The sequence below is a fragment of the Klebsiella sp. 18074 genome (assembly GCF_902705905.1).
Classification (GTDB): domain Bacteria; phylum Pseudomonadota; class Gammaproteobacteria; order Enterobacterales; family Enterobacteriaceae; genus Klebsiella; species Klebsiella terrigena.
The window spans coordinates 20,205-41,061 of record NZ_CACSIS010000032.1; the positions used below are offsets into that span (position 1 = coordinate 20,205).

Below are 20,857 nucleotides of genomic sequence, written 5' to 3' on the forward strand. Positions count from 1 at the left end.
CGTTCGGTGGGACAGGCTTTAAGGAGTCCCTCCTGGAACACATTTCTACCACCACGTTAATCGTGACGTTGATTATCATGGTGATCATCTCAGCCTATTTCTCCGGTTCTGAGACCGGCATGATGACGCTGAACCGCTACCGCCTGCGTCATATGGCGAAACAGGGCAACCGGCAGGCCAGGCGCGTCGAAAAGCTGCTGCGCAAACCCGATCGCTTAATCAGCCTGGTGCTGATCGGCAACAACCTGGTTAATATCCTCGCCTCTGCGCTGGGGACTATCGTGGGTATGCGCCTGTACGGCGATGCCGGCGTCGCGATTGCTACCGGGATTCTGACCTTCGTGGTGCTGGTATTTGCCGAGGTCCTGCCCAAGACTATCGCCGCGCTGTATCCGGAGAAAGTCGCCTACCCGAGCAGCTTCCTGCTGGCGCCGCTGCAGGTGCTGATGATGCCGCTGGTGTGGCTGCTGAACACCATCACCCGCCTTCTGATGCGAATGATGGGCATCAAGACCGATATCATTATCAGCGGGGCGCTGAGCAAAGACGAGCTGCGCACCATCGTGAATGAATCGCGCACGCAGATCTCCCGCCGCAATCAGGACATGCTGCTGTCGGTGCTGGACCTCGAGAAGGTCAGCGTGGACGACATTATGGTTCCGCGTAATGAGATTATCGGTATCGATATTAACGATGACTGGAAGTCTATCGTCCGCCAGCTCACCCACTCGCCGCACGGCCGCATTGTGCTCTACCGCGGTTCGCTGGATGACGCCATCAGCATGCTGCGCGTCAGGGAGGCCTACCGCCTGATGACCGAGAAAAAGGAGTTCACCAAAGAGGTGATGCTCCGCGCCGCGGACGAGATTTACTTCGTGCCGGAAGGCACGCCGCTGAGCACGCAGCTGGTGAAGTTTCAGCGCAATAAGAAGAAGGTGGGACTGGTGGTCGATGAGTATGGCGATATCCAGGGCCTGGTGACCGTTGAAGATATTCTGGAAGAGATTGTCGGCGACTTTACAACCTCGATGTCACCCACGCTGGCGGAGGAAGTGACCCCGCTCAACGACGGATCGGTGATTATTGACGGCAGCGCCAACGTTCGTGAAATCAACAAGGCGTTTAACTGGCACCTGCCGGAAGACGAAGCCCGAACGATTAACGGCATTATTCTCGAAGCGCAGGAAGAGATCCCCGTTCCCGGCACGCGCGTGCGCATCGAGCAGTACGACATCGATATTCTCGACGTTCAGGACAATATGATTAAGCAGGTGAAGGTGATGCCGGTGAAGCCGCTTCGTGAAAGCGCGGAGGAGTAATCGGGCATCAACTTAGTGAAGCGGTGAATCTCGGTTCGCCGTTTTTTTTGCCGCCAAGCCGGCGCTAGAGCAGGGAAATAAAGCATAAAAAAACGGCCACCCGCAGGCGGCCGTTTTACAGCGAATTACTTCGCCTTCGCCACGGTCACCATCGCTGCGCGAATAGTACGACCGTTCAGGGTGTAGCCTTTTTGCATCACGCCCAGCACGTTGCCTGCCGCCACGTCTTCAGACTCAACCATCGCGATGGCCTGGTGGACGTTAGGATCCAGCGGCACGTTGGTCTCGGCAATCACTTCTACGCCGAATTTATGGACAACGTCCAGCATCGACTTCAGCGTCAGCTCAATACCTTCAACCATAGAAGCCATGTCCGGATTAGCTTTATCGGCCACTTCCAGCGCGCGGTCCAGGCTATCGATCACCGGCAGCAGTTCGTTAACGAACTTCTCCAGAGCGAATTTATGCGCCTTTTCCACGTCAAGCTCAGTGCGACGACGCAGGTTTTCCATTTCCGCTTTTACGCGCAGGACACCTTCGCGTTCACGAGTCTGGGCTTCAACCAACTGCGCTTCCAGATTCGCAATTTTTTCATCGCGCGGATCCACCTGGTCAGCAGAAACCTCAGGCTCAACCGCCTCAACGTTGTCGTGCTGTTCCGTGATAATTTCTTCCGGGGCTTGCCCGTCAGGCGTTTTCTGTTCTTTACTACTCATGAATTTCTCCGCGTTTTTTTCGCATTCATCTCGCTAACTTCGCTTATTATGGGGATCAGTTTCCGGGTTTCAAGGGAAGCAGTCAGATTGTCATCATTCATTTAACGCAAGGACATCCAGAACATGAAGAACCATTTCAAGTGTATAGGCATTGTGGGGCACCCTCGTCACCCGACCGCGCTGACCACACATGAAATGCTCTGGCGCTGGCTATGCAGCAAAGGCTATGAAGTTCTGGTTGAACAACAGATCGCCCATGAGCTACAGCTTAGCAACGTCAAAACGGGAACGCTGGCGGAAATTGGCCAACAGGCGGATCTGGCGGTCGTCGTTGGCGGTGATGGCAACATGCTCGGCGCCGCGCGCACCCTGGCGCGGTATGATATTCAGGTTATCGGCATTAACCGCGGCAATCTTGGTTTTCTGACCGACCTCGACCCGGATAACGCGCTGCAGCAGCTTGCCGACGTGCTTGAAGGCCACTATATCGCCGAAAAACGCTTTCTGCTGGAGGCCCAGGTCTGCCAGCAGGATTGCCAGAAGCGCATTAGCACGGCAATTAATGAAGTGGTTCTGCATCCGGGCAAGGTCGCGCATATGATTGAGTTCGAGGTCTATATCGACGAGGTCTTTGCCTTCTCCCAGCGCTCCGACGGCCTGATCATCTCCACCCCGACGGGCTCCACCGCCTATTCGCTCTCCGCCGGTGGCCCCATTCTGACGCCTTCGCTCGATGCCATCACCCTGGTGCCGATGTTCCCGCATACGCTTTCGGCCCGCCCGCTGGTTATTAACGGCGACAGCACTATTCGCCTGCGCTTCTCCCAGCGCTGCAGCGACCTTGAGATCAGCTGCGACAGCCAGATAGCCCTGCCGATTCAGGACGGCGAAGATGTCTTAATCCACCGCTGCGACTACCACCTGAATCTTATTCACCCGAAAGATTACAGCTATTTCAACACATTGAGCACCAAGCTCGGCTGGTCTAAAAAATTATTCTGATTTTATAAGCTGCCTCTTTACTGGATAAAAAACCAGTCTATACTGTACGAAAACACAGTAATGGTTTTTCATACAGGAAGGCAGCTATGTTGGCGCAACTCACCATCAGTAATTTTGCTATCGTTCGTGAACTGGAGATCGATTTCCACAGCGGCATGACCGCCATCACCGGGGAAACCGGTGCGGGGAAATCGATAGCCATCGATGCGCTTGGGCTGTGCCTTGGCGGCAGAGCGGAAGCAGACATGGTGCGAAGAGGCGCCAGCCGCGCGGACCTGTGCGCGCGCTTCGCGCTAAAAGATACGCCCGCGGCGCAGCGCTGGCTGGAAGAGAACCAGCTGGAAAGCGGACGTGAGTGTTTACTTCGCCGCGTCATCAGCACCGACGGCCGCTCGCGCGGCTTCATTAACGGTACCGCCGTTCCTCTCTCCCAGCTTCGCGAGCTCGGCCAGCTGCTTATCCAGATCCACGGCCAGCACGCGCACCAGCTGTTAACCAAGCCAGAACATCAAAAAACGCTGCTCGATGGTTATACCGGTGAGTATGCGCTTACTCAGCTCATGGCCGGGCATTATCGCCAGTGGCACCAGAGCTGCCGCGAGCTGGCCCAGCATCAGCAGCAGAGCCAGGAACGCGCCGCCCGCGCCGACCTGCTGCAGTATCAGCTAAAAGAGCTGAACGAGTTCTGCCCTCAGCAGGGTGAATTCGAACAAATCGACGAAGAGTACAAACGCCTTGCCAACAGCGGCCAGCTGCTGAGCACCTGCCAGCATGCGCTGACGGTGATGGCGGACGGCGAAGAGGCAAACCTGCAGAGCCAGCTCTACGCCACTAAGCAGCTGGTGGGCGAGCTGGTCGGCATGGACAGCAAGCTCTCAAGCGTGCTGGATATGCTGGAAGAAGCCTCAATTCAGCTTAGCGAGGCAACCGACGAGCTGCGCCATTACAACGACCGCCTGGATCTCGACCCGAACCGCCTGTTCGAACTGGAGCTGCGCATCTCGCGGCAGATTTCCCTCGCGCGTAAGCATCAAATTACGCCGGAAGAGCTGCCTGCGTTCTATCAGGCGCTGTTAGAAGAGCAGCGCCTGCTGGACGACAGCGCGGGCTCTCTGGAGTCGCTCAGCCAGACGGTGGTTGAACATCACCAGCTGGCGCTGGAAACGGCCCGCCAGCTGCACGCCGCGCGTCAGCGCAGCGCCGATGAGCTGACCCGGCTGATCACTGAAAGTATGCACTCACTTTCCATGCCTCACGGGGTCTTTGCTATCGATATCGCCTTTGATGAGCGTCATCTGACCGCCGAAGGCGCGGATCGCATCGAGTTTCGCGTGACGACCAACCCCGGCCAGCCGCTGCAGCCTATCGCTAAAGTGGCCTCCGGCGGCGAGCTATCCCGCATTGCGCTAGCGATTCAGGTCATTACCGCGAGGAAGATGGAAACACCGGCCCTGATTTTCGATGAGGTTGATGTCGGCATCAGCGGCCCAACGGCCGCCGTGGTCGGCAAACTGCTGCGCCAGCTGGGGGAGTCGACTCAGGTAATGTGCGTCACTCACCTGCCGCAGGTGGCTGGCTGCGGTCACCATCACTTTATCGTCTGCAAAGAGACCGACGGTGAGATGACCGAAACCCACATGCATCCGCTGGATAAACGCGCGCGTCTGCAGGAGCTCGCTCGCCTGCTGGGCGGGAGCGAAGTCACGCGCAACACGCTGGCAAACGCGAAAGAGTTGCTCGCGGCGTAAACTTTTTGATTTCCGCAGAGTCATAGTGAACAGCAAATTGCCGCAAGACCTGCAGTCGAAGGTTTCCAACTGGGCAAAGGTCTATTATTATCGGCATATTACAGATGAGCCACGTACTGCTCGGGCCCGAAAAGGAATCAAATCACTATGCGCTGTAAAACGCTGACTGCTGCCGCAGCGGTTCTTCTTATGTTGACCGCAGGCTGTTCCACTCTGGAACGAGTGGTTTACCGTCCTGACATCAACCAGGGTAACTATCTGGCACCTAACGATGTAGCAAAAATTCGTGTCGGCATGACGCAACAGCAGGTTGCTTATGCTCTGGGTACCCCAATGATGTCGGATCCGTTTGGCACTAACACCTGGTTCTACGTTTTCCGTCAGCAGCCTGGGCATGAAAAAATTACCCAGCAGACCCTCACACTGACCTTTAACAGCAGCGGTGTGTTAACCAACATTGATAACAAACCGGCTCTGACCAAAGACTGATGCGCAGACCGCGGCGGTAGTCATACCGCTCTGGAAACGCAAAAAGCGCTCATTGAGCGCTTTTTTTATGTCAACCGGCACTACTTCTCGTCGTTCTTTTTTTCTGCCCGCTGGCGCCGAAGCTCTTTCGGGTCTGCAATCAGCGGCCGGTAAATCTCCACCCGATCGCCGTCATGAACCTCATCGTGCAGCTTAGCCGGGCGGCTATAAATTCCCACCTTGTTTTTCGCAATGTCGATATCGTCGCGTAGAGCCAGAAGCCCGCTGGCAATAATCGCCTGTTCGACGGTCGCCCCCTCCTCCAGCTTTACGCTTTGCAGATACTGCTTTTCAGGCAAGGCATAGGCGACTTCAACGACGATTTTAGCCGACACGATAAACCTCTTTGGCACGGGAGGTAAACGCCTGCACCATGTTGAGCGCCAGCTCTTTAAAGATGCGGCCAAACGCCATTTCAATCAGCTTATTGGTAAACTCAAAATCGAGATGGAATTCGATTTTGCACGCCTCCGGACTCAGCGGAATAAACCGCCAGCCGCCAATAAGCGATTTAAACGGGCCATCAACCAGGCTCATCAGGATGCTCTGGTTGCTGGTTAACGTATTTCGCGTTGTGAAAGTCTTGCTGATGCCTGCCCTGGACACATCAACCGCCGCCATCATCTGCGTCGGCCCGGACTCCAGCACGCGACTACCGGTGCAGCCTGGCAAAAAATCAGGGTAGGACTTCACATCGTTTACGAGTTGATACATCTGCTCCACGCTGAACGGCACCAGCGCGGTACGGCTAATCTGAGGCATAGCAAGTTCCACATTTAAACACGGCGCAAATAATATCATTTATCTGCTGCTAAAAAAAACGCTGTGCCACAACTCGTGCTAAGATAACGCGTTACACCTCGCAGGATGGATTGAGGTAACTATGTATAAGATAAGCGATGACTTCAGGACACTATGACTAAGAAAAAATCACACAAACCTGGATCAGCCACCATTGCGCTGAATAAACGCGCCCGTCATGAATACTTTATCGAAGATGAATACGAGGCGGGTCTTGCCCTGCAAGGGTGGGAAGTCAAATCTCTGCGCGCCGGCAAAGCCAACATCGGCGATAGCTACGTGATCCTGAAGGACGGCGAAGCCTATCTGTTTGGTGCCAACTTTACGCCAATGGCCGTGGCTTCAACCCACTACGTCTGTGACCCGACGCGCACCCGTAAGCTGCTGCTGAATCAGCGTGAGCTCGATGCGCTGTACGGCCGTATTAACCGGGAAGGTTATACCGTCGTTGCCCTGTCGCTGTACTGGAAAAACGCCTGGTGCAAAGTCAAAATCGGCGTGGCGAAAGGTAAGAAACAGCACGACAAGCGTACCGATCTGAAAGACCGCGAATGGGCGGTAGATAAAGCGCGCATTATGAAACACGCCGGACGCTAATCTCCTCCTCTAAGGGCCAGCTAAGCTGGCCCTTGTGCTATATCGTTGTTGATGCTGCTTTTTTGCCCAACCAGGCGCCATAAACCACCGAACGGGGACTGGTAAGCCTGTACATAAATCTGTTATACTTGTTCTAACACATTGGGGCTGATTCTGGATTCGACGGGATTCGCGAAACCCAAGGTGCATGCCGAGGGGCGGTTGGCCTCGTAAAAAGCCGCAAAAAAATAGTCGCAAACGACGAAAACTACGCTTTAGCAGCTTAATAACCTGCTCTGAGCCCTCTCTCCCTAGCTTCCGCTCTTAAGACGGGGATCAAAGAGAGGTCAAATCCAAAAGAGATCGCGTGAATACCCTGCCTGGGGTTGAAGCGTTAAAACTAATCAGGCTAGTCTGGTAGTGGCGTGTCTGTCCGCAGGTGCCAGGCGAATGTAAAGACTGACTAAGCATGTAGTGCCGAGGATGTAGGAATTTCGGACGCGGGTTCAACTCCCGCCAGCTCCACCAAAATTCTCCATCGGTGATTACCAGAGTCATCCGATGAAGTCCTAAGAGCCCGCACGGCGCAAGCCCTGCGGGCTTTTTTGTGCCCTCATTTTGTCCCGCGAAGTCTGATGCCGACTAATTAAATCCGAACCTTTTAGGCACCTTGTTAGGCACCTCATAAAGCTTTATTGTTTTTGAGGTGCCTAAAACTATGGAAACCCGGCAATGGCAAGACAAACCAAACCTCTATCCGTTAAAGAAATTGAATCTGCTAAGCCCAAGGAAGCGGACTACGTTCTCTATGATGGTGATGGCCTTGAGCTACTAATCAAATCCAGCGGAAGTAAAATCTGGCAGTTTCGCTACATTCGCCCTGTCACTAAGAAACGTGCGAAGAAGAGCATAGGCCCCTACCCGTCAGTTACCCTTGCCGATGCCCGAAACTATCGGGCAGAGTCCCGCTCTCTTCTGGCGAAACAAATTGATCCCCAGGAACATCAGCAGGAACAACTGCGCAGTTCAATTGAAGCCAAAACCAATACTTTCCAGCTCGTAGCTGAACGTTGGTGGAATGTGAAGAAAGCAAGCGTGACAGCGGACTATGCAGAAGATATCTGGCGCTCTCTTGAGAGAGATGTCTTTCCTGCAATTGGGGACGTTAGCGTTACAGATATTAAAGCTCACACACTGGTTCAGGCCGTTCAACCTGTTCAGGCCAGAGGAGCACTGGAAACCGTTCGTCGACTGTGCCAACGCATTAATGAGGTCATGATCTATGCCCAAAACACAGGGCTGATTGATGCTGTTCCCAGCGTTAATATCGGTAAAGCCTTCGAGAAGCCTCAGAAAAAGAACATGCCCAGCATTCGACCGGACCAGCTACCTCAACTGATGCAGACAATGCGAACAGCCAGCATTAGCCTTTCCACACGCTGCCTGTTCATGTGGCAACTTCTTACTATTACCCGCCCTGCCGAAGCGGCTGAAGCTCGCTGGGAAGAGGTAGACATAGAAGCGCGAGAGTGGAAGATTCCTGCAGCACGCATGAAAATGAACCGCGACCATACTGTTCCATTGTCAGATGAAGCAATTGCTGTTTTGGAAGTGATGAAACCATTAAGCGGCAACCGAGAATTTATCTTTCCCAGCCGTATCAAACCAAAGCAACCAATGAATAGCCAGACCGTTAACGCATCGCTAAAACGTGCAGGTTTTGGTGGCGTGCTCGTTTCACATGGTTTGCGTTCTATCGCCAGCACAGCCCTTAATGAGCAAGGCTTTCCACCAGATGTTATTGAAGCTGCATTGGCACATGTGGATAAGAATGAGGTACGTCGCGCTTATAACCGCAGTGATTACCTTGAGCAACGGCGACCGATGATGCAATGGTGGGCTGATTTTGTTATGGCTGCTGATCGCGGAAGTATGATTGTGGGAGGTATGAGGGGAGAGCGTTTAACGGGATGACGGATAATTAATGACAGTTCCCACTTTAGTAGTGGGCCAGATGAGAATTTATATTTCAAGCGAAAGCTAATAGTTTTAGAAATCAAACTAATTAGCATAATATCTCTTAATTGAAGGGATATGGAGCCGCAGAAATAAATGAAGACACGGCAGTATGCGCAAAAATCAATCTTCGATCTGGAAGCAATCTTCGAGCAGTCCAGCAACAATGTTAGCGAACTTGAACAGTTGTTGAGCGAGCTGACCTTTCGCAACACTGCCAGGGCGCGGACGCTGACGGCTAAAATCGAGCAATCTCTATTTGCACTAAGCGGCCACAGCGTGGTCGCCATGTCGGCTTCCAGCCCATCAACACACCATCCCGATTCGGTGTCCATTCAATCTTCTCGAGTTGTGCCCCACAATTCGCCTGCTGCGGAAGAGCAACTTCAACTGAAGGCCATCCCAGACTCTGCCATACGAGAGCAATTCGACAAAGACCAAATCGACCTTGGTCCGATCCCGTCTTTTTCTCCATCAGGTAAGGCGAATGATGCGCGAGCAATACTGGCAGCATGGACAGCCCTCGAAGCACTGTCGCCTCAAGCTTATAAACGCCCAGAGGATATGGCAACCGGCGACCGCTCTAGGGTTGCTCTATTGGAGCGAGGTGTTCCATGGGGACCAAATGCCCGCAGCAAGCCCAGTTATAAGCTTTATTTCGAGGTCGTCCTCGGCTCCATCGCTCTCGACAAGGCGACGGACGAGCTGGTCAAGGTTTTTGGCGAGGATGAGGAGCGTTCACGCCCGGACGGTAAGAAAGCGGCCATCGGCTCGATCCTGATCGACAAAGAAGGCTTTGTGCTTGAGGACAAAGGCGTTGCCGTGTCCAGTTTTGCCTGGGCACTCAAGCCGGCTCTCGATCTGAAGCTTGGGAGTTTAGGGAATTGGCCGAATGTTGAGCCGCGCATTATCGAGCATCTGGATCGAATGGTTCGCCACCACAACAAAGATGGAGAACCCATACCGATCGATCTGAATGTTGTTCATAACGCTTATAAATGGCTTGTATCGCAGTTCAGTGTACCCGAGCATTTGGTTGAGCCACCCACATTCGCGATTAAGGTGTTTCATCATTTCAAGGCTAAGGCGCCGCCTGAACCTTCGTTACTGAATTCCTTCTATCTTGAAGATCTCGGTGAAGCAACCAAATTGCTCGAGACGGGCAAAGCCGGAACCGGTTTGCGCCGCTACATGGGAATTGGAAGACCTGACCAGAAAATCGACGTGCTATCGCCCATTTCCGCAGTTGAGCCGTTCGTCGCACCGTCGCTCATGCCGCAGGCTCGTTGGCCTTCGAAAGGCGGCCATCCACTGGTGCTGCTTCAACAGGCTGCCGTGAATGCGGCGCGTGCTGAGCTGAATGATGCTCCAGGTATCATCGGCGTCAATGGGCCTCCGGGAACCGGAAAGACCACTCTTCTCCGGGATATCGTCGTTGGATGCATTCTCGATCGGGCCACGGCGATGTCCGGCTTCAACAAACCGCAGGATGCCTTTTCCACAACAGGCGAGAAGCTGGCATTCGGTTCCAATGCATTCCTGCACTTCTACAAGTTACATGCATCCTTGAAGGGCCATGAGATCGTCGTAGCCTCCTCCAATAACAAAGCAGTCGAAAACGTCAGTAAAGAGCTTCCTCTCAAGGAAGCCAATGGTCGCCATGAACAGATCGCCTACTTCCGGTCCATCAGCGACCTGATTGCGAATCCCAAACGCGCCGGCTATTTCGAAGCCGAGGCCGAGGGGGACATCCCCTCCGACACTGTCGAAACCTGGGGGTTGATCGCCGCAGCTCTCGGCAAGAGCAGCAACCGAGGCGCGTTTCAGCAAGGTTTCTGGTGGAATGAAGACGGTGGTTTCCTTACCTACCTGAAAGCAGCTCGCGGCATAAATGTCATGCGTGAGATCAAGGACGAGCGAACTGGCGAAACCATCGATCGCGTGATGCCCAGCGTGGTTGTCAATGAGCGGCCCAGCACCAACGAAGCGGATGCTGCTGCGGCCTGGCAGAAAGCGCGAACCGCCTTTCTTAAACTTAAGGAGACGGTAGACGCCGAAATCGCCAGCATCGAAGAGATGCGACGGGATATCCAGGCGCTCAAGGGAGCGATCACCGAACTTCAAAGAGCTGAACAGCGTCGACCGAGTCTGAATGAAGCCGTCGAAGAGGCACACAAGACTGCTGAATCCTGCCAACGAGAGCATGAGAAGGCAAAATCGCAGATCGAGCAGGACAAGATCATGCTCGACAGCCATCTTGCTTGCCGTCCAGGTTTCTTCTCCCGTTTGTTTGCGACTGCGGCCTGGAAGTCGTGGAGATCGACACTGCAGAAGCTCTCGGCGACCTTGCAGCAATCAGTCATACGGGCGCAGGGGACGGACGGTGCCCTAGAGCTTGCAAGGGCTGAGTGGGGCAATACTGAGTCCCAGTTACAGCAACTCGACCAGGAAATTTCCAGCAAATGTCAGGCTGTCTCGAAATTGAAGGCAACCGAGGCACAGGCACGAAACCGTATGGGAGACAGGGTCGTTGATGAGAGGTTCTTCGAGCGCGAGCACGAGGCTATCCACCTCACTGCACCCTGGCTTCCCGATGAGGTTCATCGCCTGCGGGAGGATCTTTTCGCCGCTGCCCTGACTGTGCATAAAACGTTCATCGATGCTTCGGCCAGCCGCTTGCAACACAATCTTGGGTTATTGATGTCAGGCATGGTAGCTGGTGCCTTCCAGTCTTCCGCTCACCGTGAACTTCTCCCCGACCTTTGGTCAAGCCTTTTCGTGGTTGTGCCGACCGTGTCCACGACATTCGCCTCTGTTCGGACGATGTTCGGGGATCTGCCACCAGAGAGCATTGGTTGGCTTCTGGTAGATGAAGCGGGCCAAGCCGTTCCTCAGGCAGCAGTTGGAGCTATCATGCGGGCAAAGCGCTCCATCGTGGTAGGTGACCCGTTGCAAATCCCACCTGTAGTTTCACTTCCTGAAAAGCTGAACGCCGAAATCTGCAAGTTCTTTGACATTGACCAAGTCGAATGGTCTGCCCCCGCAGCATCTACGCAGACCCTTGCTGATCAGGCATCGCGCTTCAAATCCACCTTCGTCATGGACGTAGGTGATCGAGAAGTCGGGCTGCCATTGCTCGTTCACAGGCGTTGCCAGAACCCAATGTTTGATGTTTCTAACTCCATCGCCTATGCCGGGCAGATGGTCCATGCTGTCGGGCCTAAAAAACCCGGATCTATCGGCTCGGCTTTGGGGAGATCTCACTGGGTGGATATCAATGGCGATGCTGAGACGAAGTGGTGTCCCGACGAGGGCGAAGCGGTTGTGCGAATGCTCAAAGAGCTGGCAGCATCGGGCATTACAAATCCGGACGTATTTATCATCACACCATTCAAGATCGTAGAGCAGAACATGCGTCGGCGTCTCGACAGTGAAACTAATCTGCTGCGAACGTTCGGCGTAAAGCTGGATGAATGGTGCCGTGATCGTGTAGGCACAATCCACACGTTCCAGGGCCGAGAGGCGGACACGGTAATCCTGTTGCTGGGTGCGCCGAAAGCGAGTCAGCAAAGGGCACGTCAGTGGGCGGCAAGCCCACCAAACATAATCAATGTAGCCGTCTCACGCGCCAAGCAAAACCTGTATGTGGTCGGCTCGGCTGCTGCATGGGCAGGGGCGGGAACTAGCCTTCAGGTCCTGCATCGGCAATTGGCGAAATCAGCCTAACAATCTCCGAGGTGGCCCTCATTATTGAGGGCTCATCGCGACTCATTTTTGGTTAACTTCAGTAATGGGCTGGCCGCTATGTGTTAAAATCTGACATTGCTCACATAATAGTCAAGCAGTCACTTTTCACCGCCCATCCAAGCTTGATAATTCTTACCGCTCCCCTTATATCCACACTGAGGAATAACCTCTGACATGGCTAAGGAGTATGATTATGGGGCTTAAACCTGGTCCAAAACCAATCGCAAAATCAACAGGAAAACCCGATCAACGCAGACGTGATAATAAGGATACACCCGGCAATACCCCAGGACTGAAACCAAGCAAATCAACTGGGAAGTAATCGTTTAAGGGTATGGAGAATTCATCTATACCCTTATCTCATCAAATCAGTCTGCTTTAGCCCGTTTAGTGCCAGGAGCGGACGTCGATAAATTCTCAATCGACTAAGCTTTTGGCTGGTTAAACATCGCGTTTTTCCGCCCATTTCAGCATTGCATCGAGAGCAGGGCACAGCGCTTGCCCCCATTCAGTGAGTCGATATTCCACTTTCGGCGGCACCTGGGGATAGACCGTCCGCGACACGATCCCGTCGGCTTCCAGCTGTCTCAGTTGCTGCGCCAGCATTTTCTGCGAAATGCCGGGGATCAGTTTTTCAAAATCTGAATAGCGCTGTATCTTCCCGTCAAAAAGATGAAAAAGTATGATCAATTTCCAGCGACCTTCCAGCAGTCGCAGGACATGTTCCACACCTCTGGCGGCAGATTCCGGGTTATATAACTTACTCATAATTCAGTCACTCACTTTTTCGTGCGTACTTGTCAATTTCACAGTCTATGTTGAATATAACAGTACTGTAAATAACGGGAGTACTGAGCCATGTCAATCACATTACCGCACGCTATTTCTACCTATTTCTCTATCAGCAATGGTGCAGATATCGCCAGAGTTAAGGATTGTTTTACCGTCGATGCTGTCGTAACCGACGAAAATAAAACCCATCAGGGCCACATGGCGATCGCGGCATGGCAACGTGCCGCGCAGGACACGTTTGACTACAGCGTTGAACCCATTAAGGTTCTTAACGAAGGTGACCGGGTGACGGTCACTTCGAACGTCGTCGGTAACTTTCCCGGTAGCCCGGTAAAGCTTACTCATTCTTTCGGCCTGATCGGCGACAAGATCAACACCCTGGAGATTCTCTAATGTCATTGGATCTTGATTTCCAGGGTAAACGCGTGCTGGTTACTGCGGGTACCAAAGGCGTCGGTAAAGCGGTGGTCGGGCTGTTAAAACAGCAGGGTGCCAGGGTGTTAACAACCGCGCGCCACGTGCCCACGGAATGTATTGCAGACGCCTTCGTGGCGTCGGACCTGACCACGGTCAAAGGGTGTGCCTCAGTAGCGGAGGCCGTTCAGGCACACCTGGGAGGAATCGACATCATCATCCATGTGGCGGGCGGTTCTACCTCACCCGGAGGTGGATTTGCGGCGTTAGGCGAAGAGGAGTGGCAACAGGAACTCAATCTTAATCTGTTGCCCGCGGTACGTTTAGATCGCGCGCTGTTGCCAGGGATGCTGATGCAGGGAGGTGGGGTGATCATTCACGTCACTTCTATCCAGCGTGAACTGCCGTTGCCGGAATCCACCACCGGCTATGCAGCAGCGAAAGCGGCGCTGTCAGCGTACAGCAAAAGCTTGTCGAAAGAGGTATCGCCGAAGGGAGTTCGGGTGATTCGCGTCGCGCCCGGCTGGATCGAAACCGAAGCTGCGGTGGCAATGGCGGAACGACTGGCTCAGCAGGCTGGAACGGATTACGAAGGCGGTAAGCAGATCATCATGAAGGCACTCGGGGGTATTCCGCTGGGTCGCCCTTCAAAACCCATTGAAGTGGCTAATCTCATTGCCTTCCTAGCGTCATCTTATGCTGCCGCCATCACCGGCACTGAATATGTGATAGATGGCGGCACCATCCCGACTGTATAGACAAGTATCTTAATCGGCTCATTCTGGTAGCGAATGATAGGCTTGCGCCCTCCGGGATAAAGGTGCCAGAACCAGGAACTCAACTCAAAGCCACGTAAGTGGCTTTTCTATGAAGTCTTAAACGAGACTGCTGGGTGATACCATGCTCCCATTCTCTTCTTCGCCAATTTCCGCTCCTCGCTCATTAGGGACAACCATACTCAAATCTCCCACATTGCAGGAGATTTGAGTATGAAGACGTCACCGTGGAACAAAGACCGTATCATCGGCCAAAAAAGACCACTTCAGATATCTCATATCTGGGGGATACGAATCCGACTTGAACTAGAAGGTAAAACGCGCGATTTAGCTCTGTTCAATATGGCCCTGGACAGTAAGCTTCGAGGCTGTGATCTGGTCAAACTCAAAGTATCTGATGTGGCATATGGTAGCTCTGTTTCAAGCAGAGCTACGGTGTTGCAACAGAAAACCGGTAGCCCTGTGCAATTTGAGATAACCAAAGGGACAAGAGAAGCTGTTGCTGCATTGATAAAGCTTGGCAATTTGCATAGTAAAGACTTCTTGTTTCGGTCTCGAGTCGGAACTAACCAGCCCATATCAACCCGGCAATACAACCGAATTTTTCATGGGTGGGTAGAAAAGCTTGGTCTCGAAGATTCGCTTTACAGCACACATTCCATGAGAAGAACAAAACCTTACCTAATCTACAAGAAAACCAAGAATCTCCGGGTGATCCAACTTCTGTTGGGCCATAAGAAACTGGAAAGCACAGTCCGTTATCTGGGCATTGAAGTCGATGATGCATTAGAGATCTCTGAATCGATCGAAGTCTAAGGTTGTCAGGGCTGCAACAGCAGCCCTGTGCCAAAAGCGGATGTTACTTATCCTGACTAAGCAAAAGACAAACGGCAGCATCTATTCGTCCAGTAGTGCTTCAATATCAGCGGACATGATTGCCGTGAGTTTTAGGGTAATCTTTTCTACAGGCCAGTCCCACCATGCCAGCTTCTCCAGTGCCAGAATGTTTTCATCTGTGAAGCGTTTTTTAATGACCCTGGCCGGATTACCACCGATAATTGAATAAGTGGGAACATCAGAGGTAACGGCTGAACGTGATGAAATGATTGACACGTTGCCGATCTTAATGCCTGGCATAATCAGCGCTTGGTACCCAATCCATACATCATTACCCATTATGTTAGCCATGGCGATCAGCTAACGCAGGAAACAAAACGTGAGATCCTTTCCCAAAACGTTCAAGATGCTACCCATTGGGAGAAAAAATCCCGCTAAGTCACCTTATCACAGTGACGTCTCGGCATACTCCAGAGAAGCTATTTTCCCTTTGTACAAAAGGCTTTTCGCTGTTTTGTGGTTGCATATTACGACTCTATTATGTAGATTTAATAGACAGCTGACGATGGCGTCAACTGACTTGATAGGTTCCACATGGGTGGAGCAATCGCCATGAGACACATGGGTGTCCAGGCTAAGGTGGGTATATGTTACACGCACAAGCTAAAACGAAGAATCAGCGCTCGATTCAAACCATTCGTGACAATACGAGTGTAATCGCGAGCTTTGAGCCTCGTTCTATGTTTCCTGACACTGTTGAAGTGCGTAGGATGCTGAACCGTACCCAGAAGGATTCGCAGCACTTCATCGTTACCCTGAAAAGCGACCTCAAGCGAGCGCTGGACACGACTGTTGTTAAGCCATTTGCGGAGATCGCCATTCGTGGTGAGAACCTGCGCTTTACCGTGAAGCCTGAAAAGCAATATCCAAACCTGTCTTTAAACGACGAAGTTATTGGAATGATTGAAACATCAGTTGCTAATTTCATGGAAAAGCACTTTTCTGCTCACGTCAATCACCGTGAAGCTAAAAATCAGGATTGCAAAAAGGAATGGCACCTTCTCTAATCGGCGACAATTACGCCAAAGATCTTTCCCAACTCCCGTCTTTCCCAGGCGGGAGTTTTGTTTCACACACATCATGCTTTATCCTGCCTGACGACGTCGTAATTCTCCGCCTAACGGAAACAACCTACGATAGCGCCGATTATCATCACATAGCAGTAGTCGAAGAAGTTGCCTTCACCGATCCTGAGTTCATTGCCAGCCACATCGACGATTTGCGTGACAACGACGGGTTGGAGGACAGTGAGATCGTTGATCGCATCATGGTTCTTGAGATGGAGGACGAGGACAAATCTGAAGTGATAGCTCGATTTGCTTATGACAATTTCTCTTTCATAGACCCAAACGGAAACCCAGCTGAAGGTAAGCAAATACGAGGCGCTTATGTTACGCCTGAACGAGCTGGTGCTGGTTTGGCGGGGCAGATTTACCGTCATCTGACGGAAGTCCACAAACATCTAATCTGCGATAACACCCAAACAGTTTATGGGGCAGCCCTATGGGCAAATACAGTTCGCAACGTTGCCGGCCGCGTTGATATTTACAACGCAGCTAAACATGAGTATGTCGAAGAGTTAGGTGATGGAGCCAAAGGGGTAAAAGGCTTCATACCTTGGGACATCGGGAAACTAAACCCCTCATCGTTGAGCAAGTGGCAGCAATATCCCTTCAACCCGAACATCCAGCAATGTTATTACCTGGTGTTGATCATTTCAGCTTAAAGAAACCCTCTTCGGCGGGTTTTATTCCCCCAAAATCAGATCATTGCCTACAAGCTGGCCTTTACGCCGTGGCCGCTTCGCATTAGCCTAATAGGCACATTGACCTGCCCCCAGTATTCAATACGACCGTCAATTAGTAGTGGTGTGGAGTTGCGAACTTCCGCTGCTCGCTCAAAGCAGACCTTATGACCTCGATTTCTGGCAGATCCGAGCCAAGAGCAAAAATTGATATCATCAATCGGCCTCAAGCTTAAGGGGAACATCTCCCCCTTTTTATGTAACCAGTTTACTGAAGATGTTCTTTCAGCCAGGTACACGCGCCTTCAATGTCATACGCTTTTTCCCCAAATCCTTTCGCAAGCAGAAACTCTGGTAAATATTCATCATATTTATCTAAGTACTTTTCTGGAACATTTACAGCAAGATCAAACGCTGAGGGCAAGCCTGACAGCAGCAGGCCTTTAAGGGCCTGTTGAACAGAAGTGATACTTGAGCCGTCAATTTCTATAACTCCAGCCAATGAATTAGCTTTAAAGCCACAACGTATGAGCAAGGCTGTAATCGTATTGACAACCTTATCTCCCATCCATGGGAGGATGTAACAGTATTGGCCGCTCGTAAGAAAATACTCATTTTGCAGGTTATAACTCTGGAAGTTACGACTGCCTTCCGCAAATAGGCTTCTGGCGGCAGAATCGGCATAATCTACTCTCTTGCTACCTATTGCTATGCGGTAATCACCTTCCCTATAGATAGCGAGCATTTCCTGACGAACGGCATCATGAACAGACATTCCCCCCCCACTAAATTGTGGTGGCTGACCGCCTTTGGTCGCCTCTACATAGATAACTTTTTTCTCTGTCTCGATCTCTGTCACTCTCCAGCGCCGCCCACCGAAGATGATGTGTTGATCTGGTAGCAGTGGGGAGTCCACAGGCACTGTTCCAAGGGTTCTGTTTCCGGTGACAATGCGGAACTCTTCTGGTGTGTTGAACACGGCATAAAACGTGTAATGGTTAGTCAGTTTCTCCCCCTCTGCCCCAACAACCATTTCTCCACTAGCGAGTTGAGTGAGCAGGCCACATGCCCCCATATGTTTAAGCAGGCTTTTGAAATCGCCTATATCCACATTACGGAACGGGCCTGTTTGACATAGCTGTGACCAGAGTTGATCGGCACGAACTCCGCCCCATTGCGCGGTAATTGCAAGAATCTGGTGTAGCAGCGTGGAGTAATGCATCTGCTGGGAATCGGCAGGCTCAAACCATTGTTTAGAGATCATCAATCTGATCATTGCCATCGACTGGACCAAATGCAGCCGTAGGTGGTCAACGATACTGCTAGTCACAGTGAGCTCATTTTCTGTAATTAGCATTCTTAGAACTGATGGGGAGTCGCGTCGCCCAGAACGTCCCATACGCTGACGCAGACTGGAAACAGTATGCGGAGGCGTAACTTGGATAACCGACTTAACCTTACCGATATCAATTCCCAACTCAAGCGTCATTGTACAAACAGCTGTTGTGGGCAAATTTCCTTTCTGAAGACGAGTTTCAAGCGCTTCCCGCAATTCCTTGGCAAGGGAACCATGGTGGGGAAAGAATTCATTGGGAACAATATGTTCCTCACACATGTCGCTCAGCGTGGCAGCAATGCTTTCAGTCCGCTTTCGACTGTTTGCAAAGACCAAATGAGAATCGCCACGGCAAAGTCTAAAAATGTCAGCGCAAACGTCATGTTCAGCTGAACTCTGAAGTTCTTCTTCTTTTTGGAGCACTCGCTCCAGATAACCTTTGACCTGTACCTGAAGAGTGGCCTCGCTCTTACTATCTGTAACAGTTACGCAGGGTAGTCGTTTGTCCGGGCGCAAAAGTTCGGGTACTTTCTCCAGTTCCCCCAGCGTGGCACTCAACGCAACGCGGGGAATTGGATTTACCAGGCGTCCTAACACATGGTCAATTCTATTGAGCAGAGAAAGCAGCTGTACACCACGCTCTGAGCCAATGAAAGCATGAAACTCATCAATAACGATGTATGCGACTGACGAAAACGCCTGTTTGAGCCAGCCCATTGAATTTATGAGCAAAGACTCAAGTGACTCAGGTGTAATCAGTAAAATGCCAGCAGGGTTTGTCCGAGCCTTCTTCTTTTTGCTTTGTGGTACATCCCCGTGCCAAGGAGTCACTGGCATTTCCAATGCATCTCCAAGGCTCTCAAGACGACGGTACTGATCGTTAATCAATGCCTTCAACGGACTGATATAGACGATGCCAAATCCATTAGTGAGATCTGCAACTGCCGAACAGGCAGGAAGAAAGAAAGCCTCTGTTTTACCCGCTGCTGTGCCTGCACTGATTAGCACGTCTCGATCACGGGCTAAAATTGCCGGGATAGAACTCTCCTGCAAGGGCCTTAATGTAGACCACCCCTGCTTGTAAACCCACTTACGGACGCGGGGATCGAGACTATCATAGGCACTGCTCATAATTTGAAGTTCGCCAGTCCGTCGTCGTCATCGCTTTCCTCTATAATGGCGTCATCCATTTCGCTGGGCCTGTCCTCTTCAATCGCCACACCCTCGATTAGTGTTTGCCAGTTCATCGTTCTGTTTTGTTCCAGCACGGCCAGCATGTCCAGGAAACCTTTTATGGTATTACGGGGGGTACGGAAGTAAGCGTCTCCAATGGTTTTACTACAGTGATGCAGAAATCCAGTCAGTGCCTCATCTGGAACCAGATAATTCTCTGGATCTCCGCCTGCATAAACATGACGAAGATTTCTCAGTAAAATATACAGTTCCTCAGGGGTGAGGCTGGCAAGATGCAAAGTGGGAGACGAGTAGTCAATCACTCCTGCTTTTTGCGCGAACCGATTTTCCGCCAGACGTGATTGGAGCGCCTCATAGCTGTAAAGACCTTTGCGAGGATCGAAAAGGAACTCTGGCGTCCCCCCGAGGATAAAACCAATATTCTCGGCTGAGCCTTGCAGGCAGTCATTCAGGATCCGCAAAATCTGTTCGTAGTTCGCTGTTCTTGCTTGCGTATTATTCAGTTTAAAGAGGTTCACCATTTCGTCGAGGCTGACCAAAAGACCGGCATAGCCTGCCTGGCGGACAAAAAGGCTCATCAGCTTCAAAGAGTCATAGAATGAAGCGTCTGAGATAATAGTCCGAACGTCGAGATCGTTACGGGCATCAGTTTTAGTGGTGTACTCTCCCCGCAACCAGCGAATAGCATTGGATTTTAGTGTTTCGTTATCCTGCTCATGCCCGCGCCAGAATGCATCAATGACCTTCGCAAAGTCATATCCGCCGACCATATCTGATAGTGCTGCCAGGCGTTTATGAATAACTGATGAAACCTCGGAGCCGTTCGTGTCAGCTTCCTTCCTTGCCTCCGTAACGAATCTTTCAACAACGCTAAGTAACGCATTACCATCCGGCTTGTTTCTGGTGGACATGTTTTTCATAAGCTCAGAATAGAGATTACGAGCCTGACCTCCCGATGAGTGAATGCGTCTGTCAGGAGAAAGGTCTGCACTGATTGACACCAGCTTCTTCTCTAGCGCAATAGAGCGCACAACACTCAGAAAGAACGTTTTACCAGAACCATATTCACCGATGATAAGTCTGAAGCTTGCACCACCGTCAGCAATCCTCTCAATATCCTGGTGGAGAGCGGTGATCTCATTCACGCGGCCAACCTGGATATGCTGAATGCCTATCCTTGGCGTTACACCTGACTTAAGTGACTGAATAATAGCGTCGCGTTCTTTCACTCTTATACGTGTTACAGACATT

The 20,857-nt window shown here is 51.8% G+C and carries 18 protein-coding genes, 1 other RNA gene and 1 pseudogene; 13 read left to right on the forward strand and 7 right to left on the reverse strand.

Going from position 1 to position 20,857, the window contains the following annotated elements:
• Positions 1-32 precede the first annotated feature (32 nt).
• Positions 33-1,319, forward strand: a complete 1,287-nt coding sequence (locus GVK32_RS24110) for an HlyC/CorC family transporter (protein WP_159873038.1) — start codon at positions 33-35, stop codon at positions 1,317-1,319.
• Positions 1,320-1,444: 125 nt separating this feature from the next.
• On the opposite strand, the gene grpE is transcribed toward GVK32_RS24110, so the two are convergent.
• Positions 1,445-2,035: a nucleotide exchange factor GrpE gene (gene grpE, locus GVK32_RS24115; RefSeq protein WP_076948147.1), complete on the reverse strand. Its 591-nt coding sequence runs from the start codon at positions 2,033-2,035 to the stop codon at positions 1,445-1,447.
• 123 nt (positions 2,036-2,158) lie between these two features.
• On the opposite strand from grpE, the gene nadK reads away from it, so the two are divergent.
• From nadK to bamE, 3 genes are all read left to right on the forward strand, one after another.
• Complete coding sequence (nadK, locus tag GVK32_RS24120) at positions 2,159-3,037, forward strand: NAD(+) kinase (RefSeq protein WP_041146796.1); 879 nt, start codon at positions 2,159-2,161, stop codon at positions 3,035-3,037.
• 86 nt (positions 3,038-3,123) lie between these two features.
• Positions 3,124-4,785, forward strand: a complete 1,662-nt coding sequence (gene recN / locus GVK32_RS24125; protein ID WP_159873004.1) for a DNA repair protein RecN — start codon at positions 3,124-3,126, stop codon at positions 4,783-4,785.
• A 147-nt stretch (positions 4,786-4,932) separates the two neighbouring features.
• Positions 4,933-5,274: an outer membrane protein assembly factor BamE gene (gene bamE / locus GVK32_RS24130; protein WP_041146798.1), complete on the forward strand. Its 342-nt coding sequence runs from the start codon at positions 4,933-4,935 to the stop codon at positions 5,272-5,274.
• An 80-nt stretch (positions 5,275-5,354) separates the two neighbouring features.
• On the opposite strand, the gene GVK32_RS24135 is transcribed toward bamE, so the two are convergent.
• On the reverse strand, positions 5,355-5,648 hold the full coding sequence (locus GVK32_RS24135) for an RnfH family protein (protein ID WP_159873006.1): 294 nt from the start codon (positions 5,646-5,648) through the stop codon (positions 5,355-5,357).
• On the reverse strand, positions 5,638-6,075 hold the full coding sequence (locus GVK32_RS24140; RefSeq protein ID WP_200842933.1) for a type II toxin-antitoxin system RatA family toxin: 438 nt from the start codon (positions 6,073-6,075) through the stop codon (positions 5,638-5,640). The genes GVK32_RS24135 and GVK32_RS24140 overlap by 11 nt, the downstream gene beginning before the upstream one ends.
• Positions 6,076-6,228: 153 nt before the next feature.
• On the opposite strand from GVK32_RS24140, the gene smpB reads away from it, so the two are divergent.
• The 4 genes from smpB to GVK32_RS24160 all read left to right on the forward strand — a co-directional run bounded on the left by smpB (position 6,229) and on the right by GVK32_RS24160 (position 12,432).
• Entirely contained in the window at positions 6,229-6,711 is a 483-nt protein-coding gene (gene smpB, locus GVK32_RS24145; protein WP_041146801.1) for an SsrA-binding protein SmpB, read from the forward strand.
• A 143-nt stretch (positions 6,712-6,854) separates the two neighbouring features.
• Positions 6,855-7,218: a transfer-messenger RNA gene (gene ssrA / locus GVK32_RS24150) on the forward strand.
• Between the two features lie 204 nt (positions 7,219-7,422).
• Positions 7,423-8,664 (forward strand): integrase, encoded by a 1,242-nt coding sequence (locus GVK32_RS24155; RefSeq protein WP_025107349.1) that lies wholly within the window; start codon positions 7,423-7,425, stop codon positions 8,662-8,664.
• 138 nt (positions 8,665-8,802) lie between these two features.
• Positions 8,803-12,432, forward strand: coding sequence for an ATP-binding protein (locus tag GVK32_RS24160; protein ID WP_159873010.1), 3,630 nt, complete (start codon positions 8,803-8,805; stop codon positions 12,430-12,432).
• 462 nt (positions 12,433-12,894) lie between these two features.
• Here the strand turns inward: GVK32_RS24160 and GVK32_RS24165 are convergent, their stop codons facing one another.
• Positions 12,895-13,221 carry a helix-turn-helix domain-containing protein gene (locus GVK32_RS24165; protein ID WP_159873012.1) on the reverse strand — a complete coding sequence of 109 codons (327 nt, stop codon included), beginning with the start codon at positions 13,219-13,221 and terminating at the stop codon, positions 12,895-12,897.
• 90 nt (positions 13,222-13,311) lie between these two features.
• On the opposite strand from GVK32_RS24165, the gene GVK32_RS24170 reads away from it, so the two are divergent.
• The 3 genes from GVK32_RS24170 to GVK32_RS24180 all read left to right on the forward strand — a co-directional run bounded on the left by GVK32_RS24170 (position 13,312) and on the right by GVK32_RS24180 (position 15,251).
• Positions 13,312-13,638 carry a nuclear transport factor 2 family protein gene (locus tag GVK32_RS24170; RefSeq protein ID WP_159873014.1) on the forward strand — a complete coding sequence of 109 codons (327 nt, stop codon included), beginning with the start codon at positions 13,312-13,314 and terminating at the stop codon, positions 13,636-13,638.
• Positions 13,638-14,417: an SDR family oxidoreductase gene (locus GVK32_RS24175; protein ID WP_159873016.1), complete on the forward strand. Its 780-nt coding sequence runs from the start codon at positions 13,638-13,640 to the stop codon at positions 14,415-14,417. Before GVK32_RS24170 ends, GVK32_RS24175 begins: the two co-directional genes overlap by 1 nt.
• A gap of 231 nt (positions 14,418-14,648) precedes the next feature.
• Complete coding sequence (locus GVK32_RS24180) at positions 14,649-15,251, forward strand: site-specific integrase (protein WP_126124799.1); 603 nt, start codon at positions 14,649-14,651, stop codon at positions 15,249-15,251.
• 81 nt (positions 15,252-15,332) lie between these two features.
• On the opposite strand, the pseudogene GVK32_RS24185 reads toward GVK32_RS24180, so the two are convergent.
• Positions 15,333-15,611, reverse strand: a pseudogene (locus GVK32_RS24185) (chloramphenicol acetyltransferase); the annotation flags it as partial.
• A 308-nt stretch (positions 15,612-15,919) separates the two neighbouring features.
• On the opposite strand from GVK32_RS24185, the gene GVK32_RS24190 reads away from it, so the two are divergent.
• Together GVK32_RS24190 and GVK32_RS24195 are read left to right on the forward strand one after the other, a co-directional pair.
• Positions 15,920-16,339 carry a hypothetical protein gene (locus tag GVK32_RS24190; protein WP_039316115.1) on the forward strand — a complete coding sequence of 140 codons (420 nt, stop codon included), beginning with the start codon at positions 15,920-15,922 and terminating at the stop codon, positions 16,337-16,339.
• The gene (locus tag GVK32_RS24195; RefSeq protein WP_159873018.1) at positions 16,324-17,058 is read left to right on the forward strand and encodes a hypothetical protein; all 735 of its coding nucleotides are present in this window, start codon (positions 16,324-16,326) and stop codon (positions 17,056-17,058) included. The genes GVK32_RS24190 and GVK32_RS24195 overlap by 16 nt, the downstream gene beginning before the upstream one ends.
• Positions 17,059-17,344: 286 nt before the next feature.
• Here GVK32_RS24195 and GVK32_RS24200 read toward each other — a convergent pair whose 3' ends face one another.
• On the reverse strand, positions 17,345-19,543 hold the full coding sequence (locus GVK32_RS24200) for a DEAD/DEAH box helicase (protein ID WP_159873020.1): 2,199 nt from the start codon (positions 19,541-19,543) through the stop codon (positions 17,345-17,347).
• Positions 19,540-20,856, reverse strand: coding sequence for an ATP-binding protein (locus GVK32_RS24205; RefSeq protein WP_102812036.1), 1,317 nt, complete (start codon positions 20,854-20,856; stop codon positions 19,540-19,542). The genes GVK32_RS24200 and GVK32_RS24205 overlap by 4 nt, the downstream gene beginning before the upstream one ends.
• Position 20,857 lies beyond the last annotated feature (1 nt).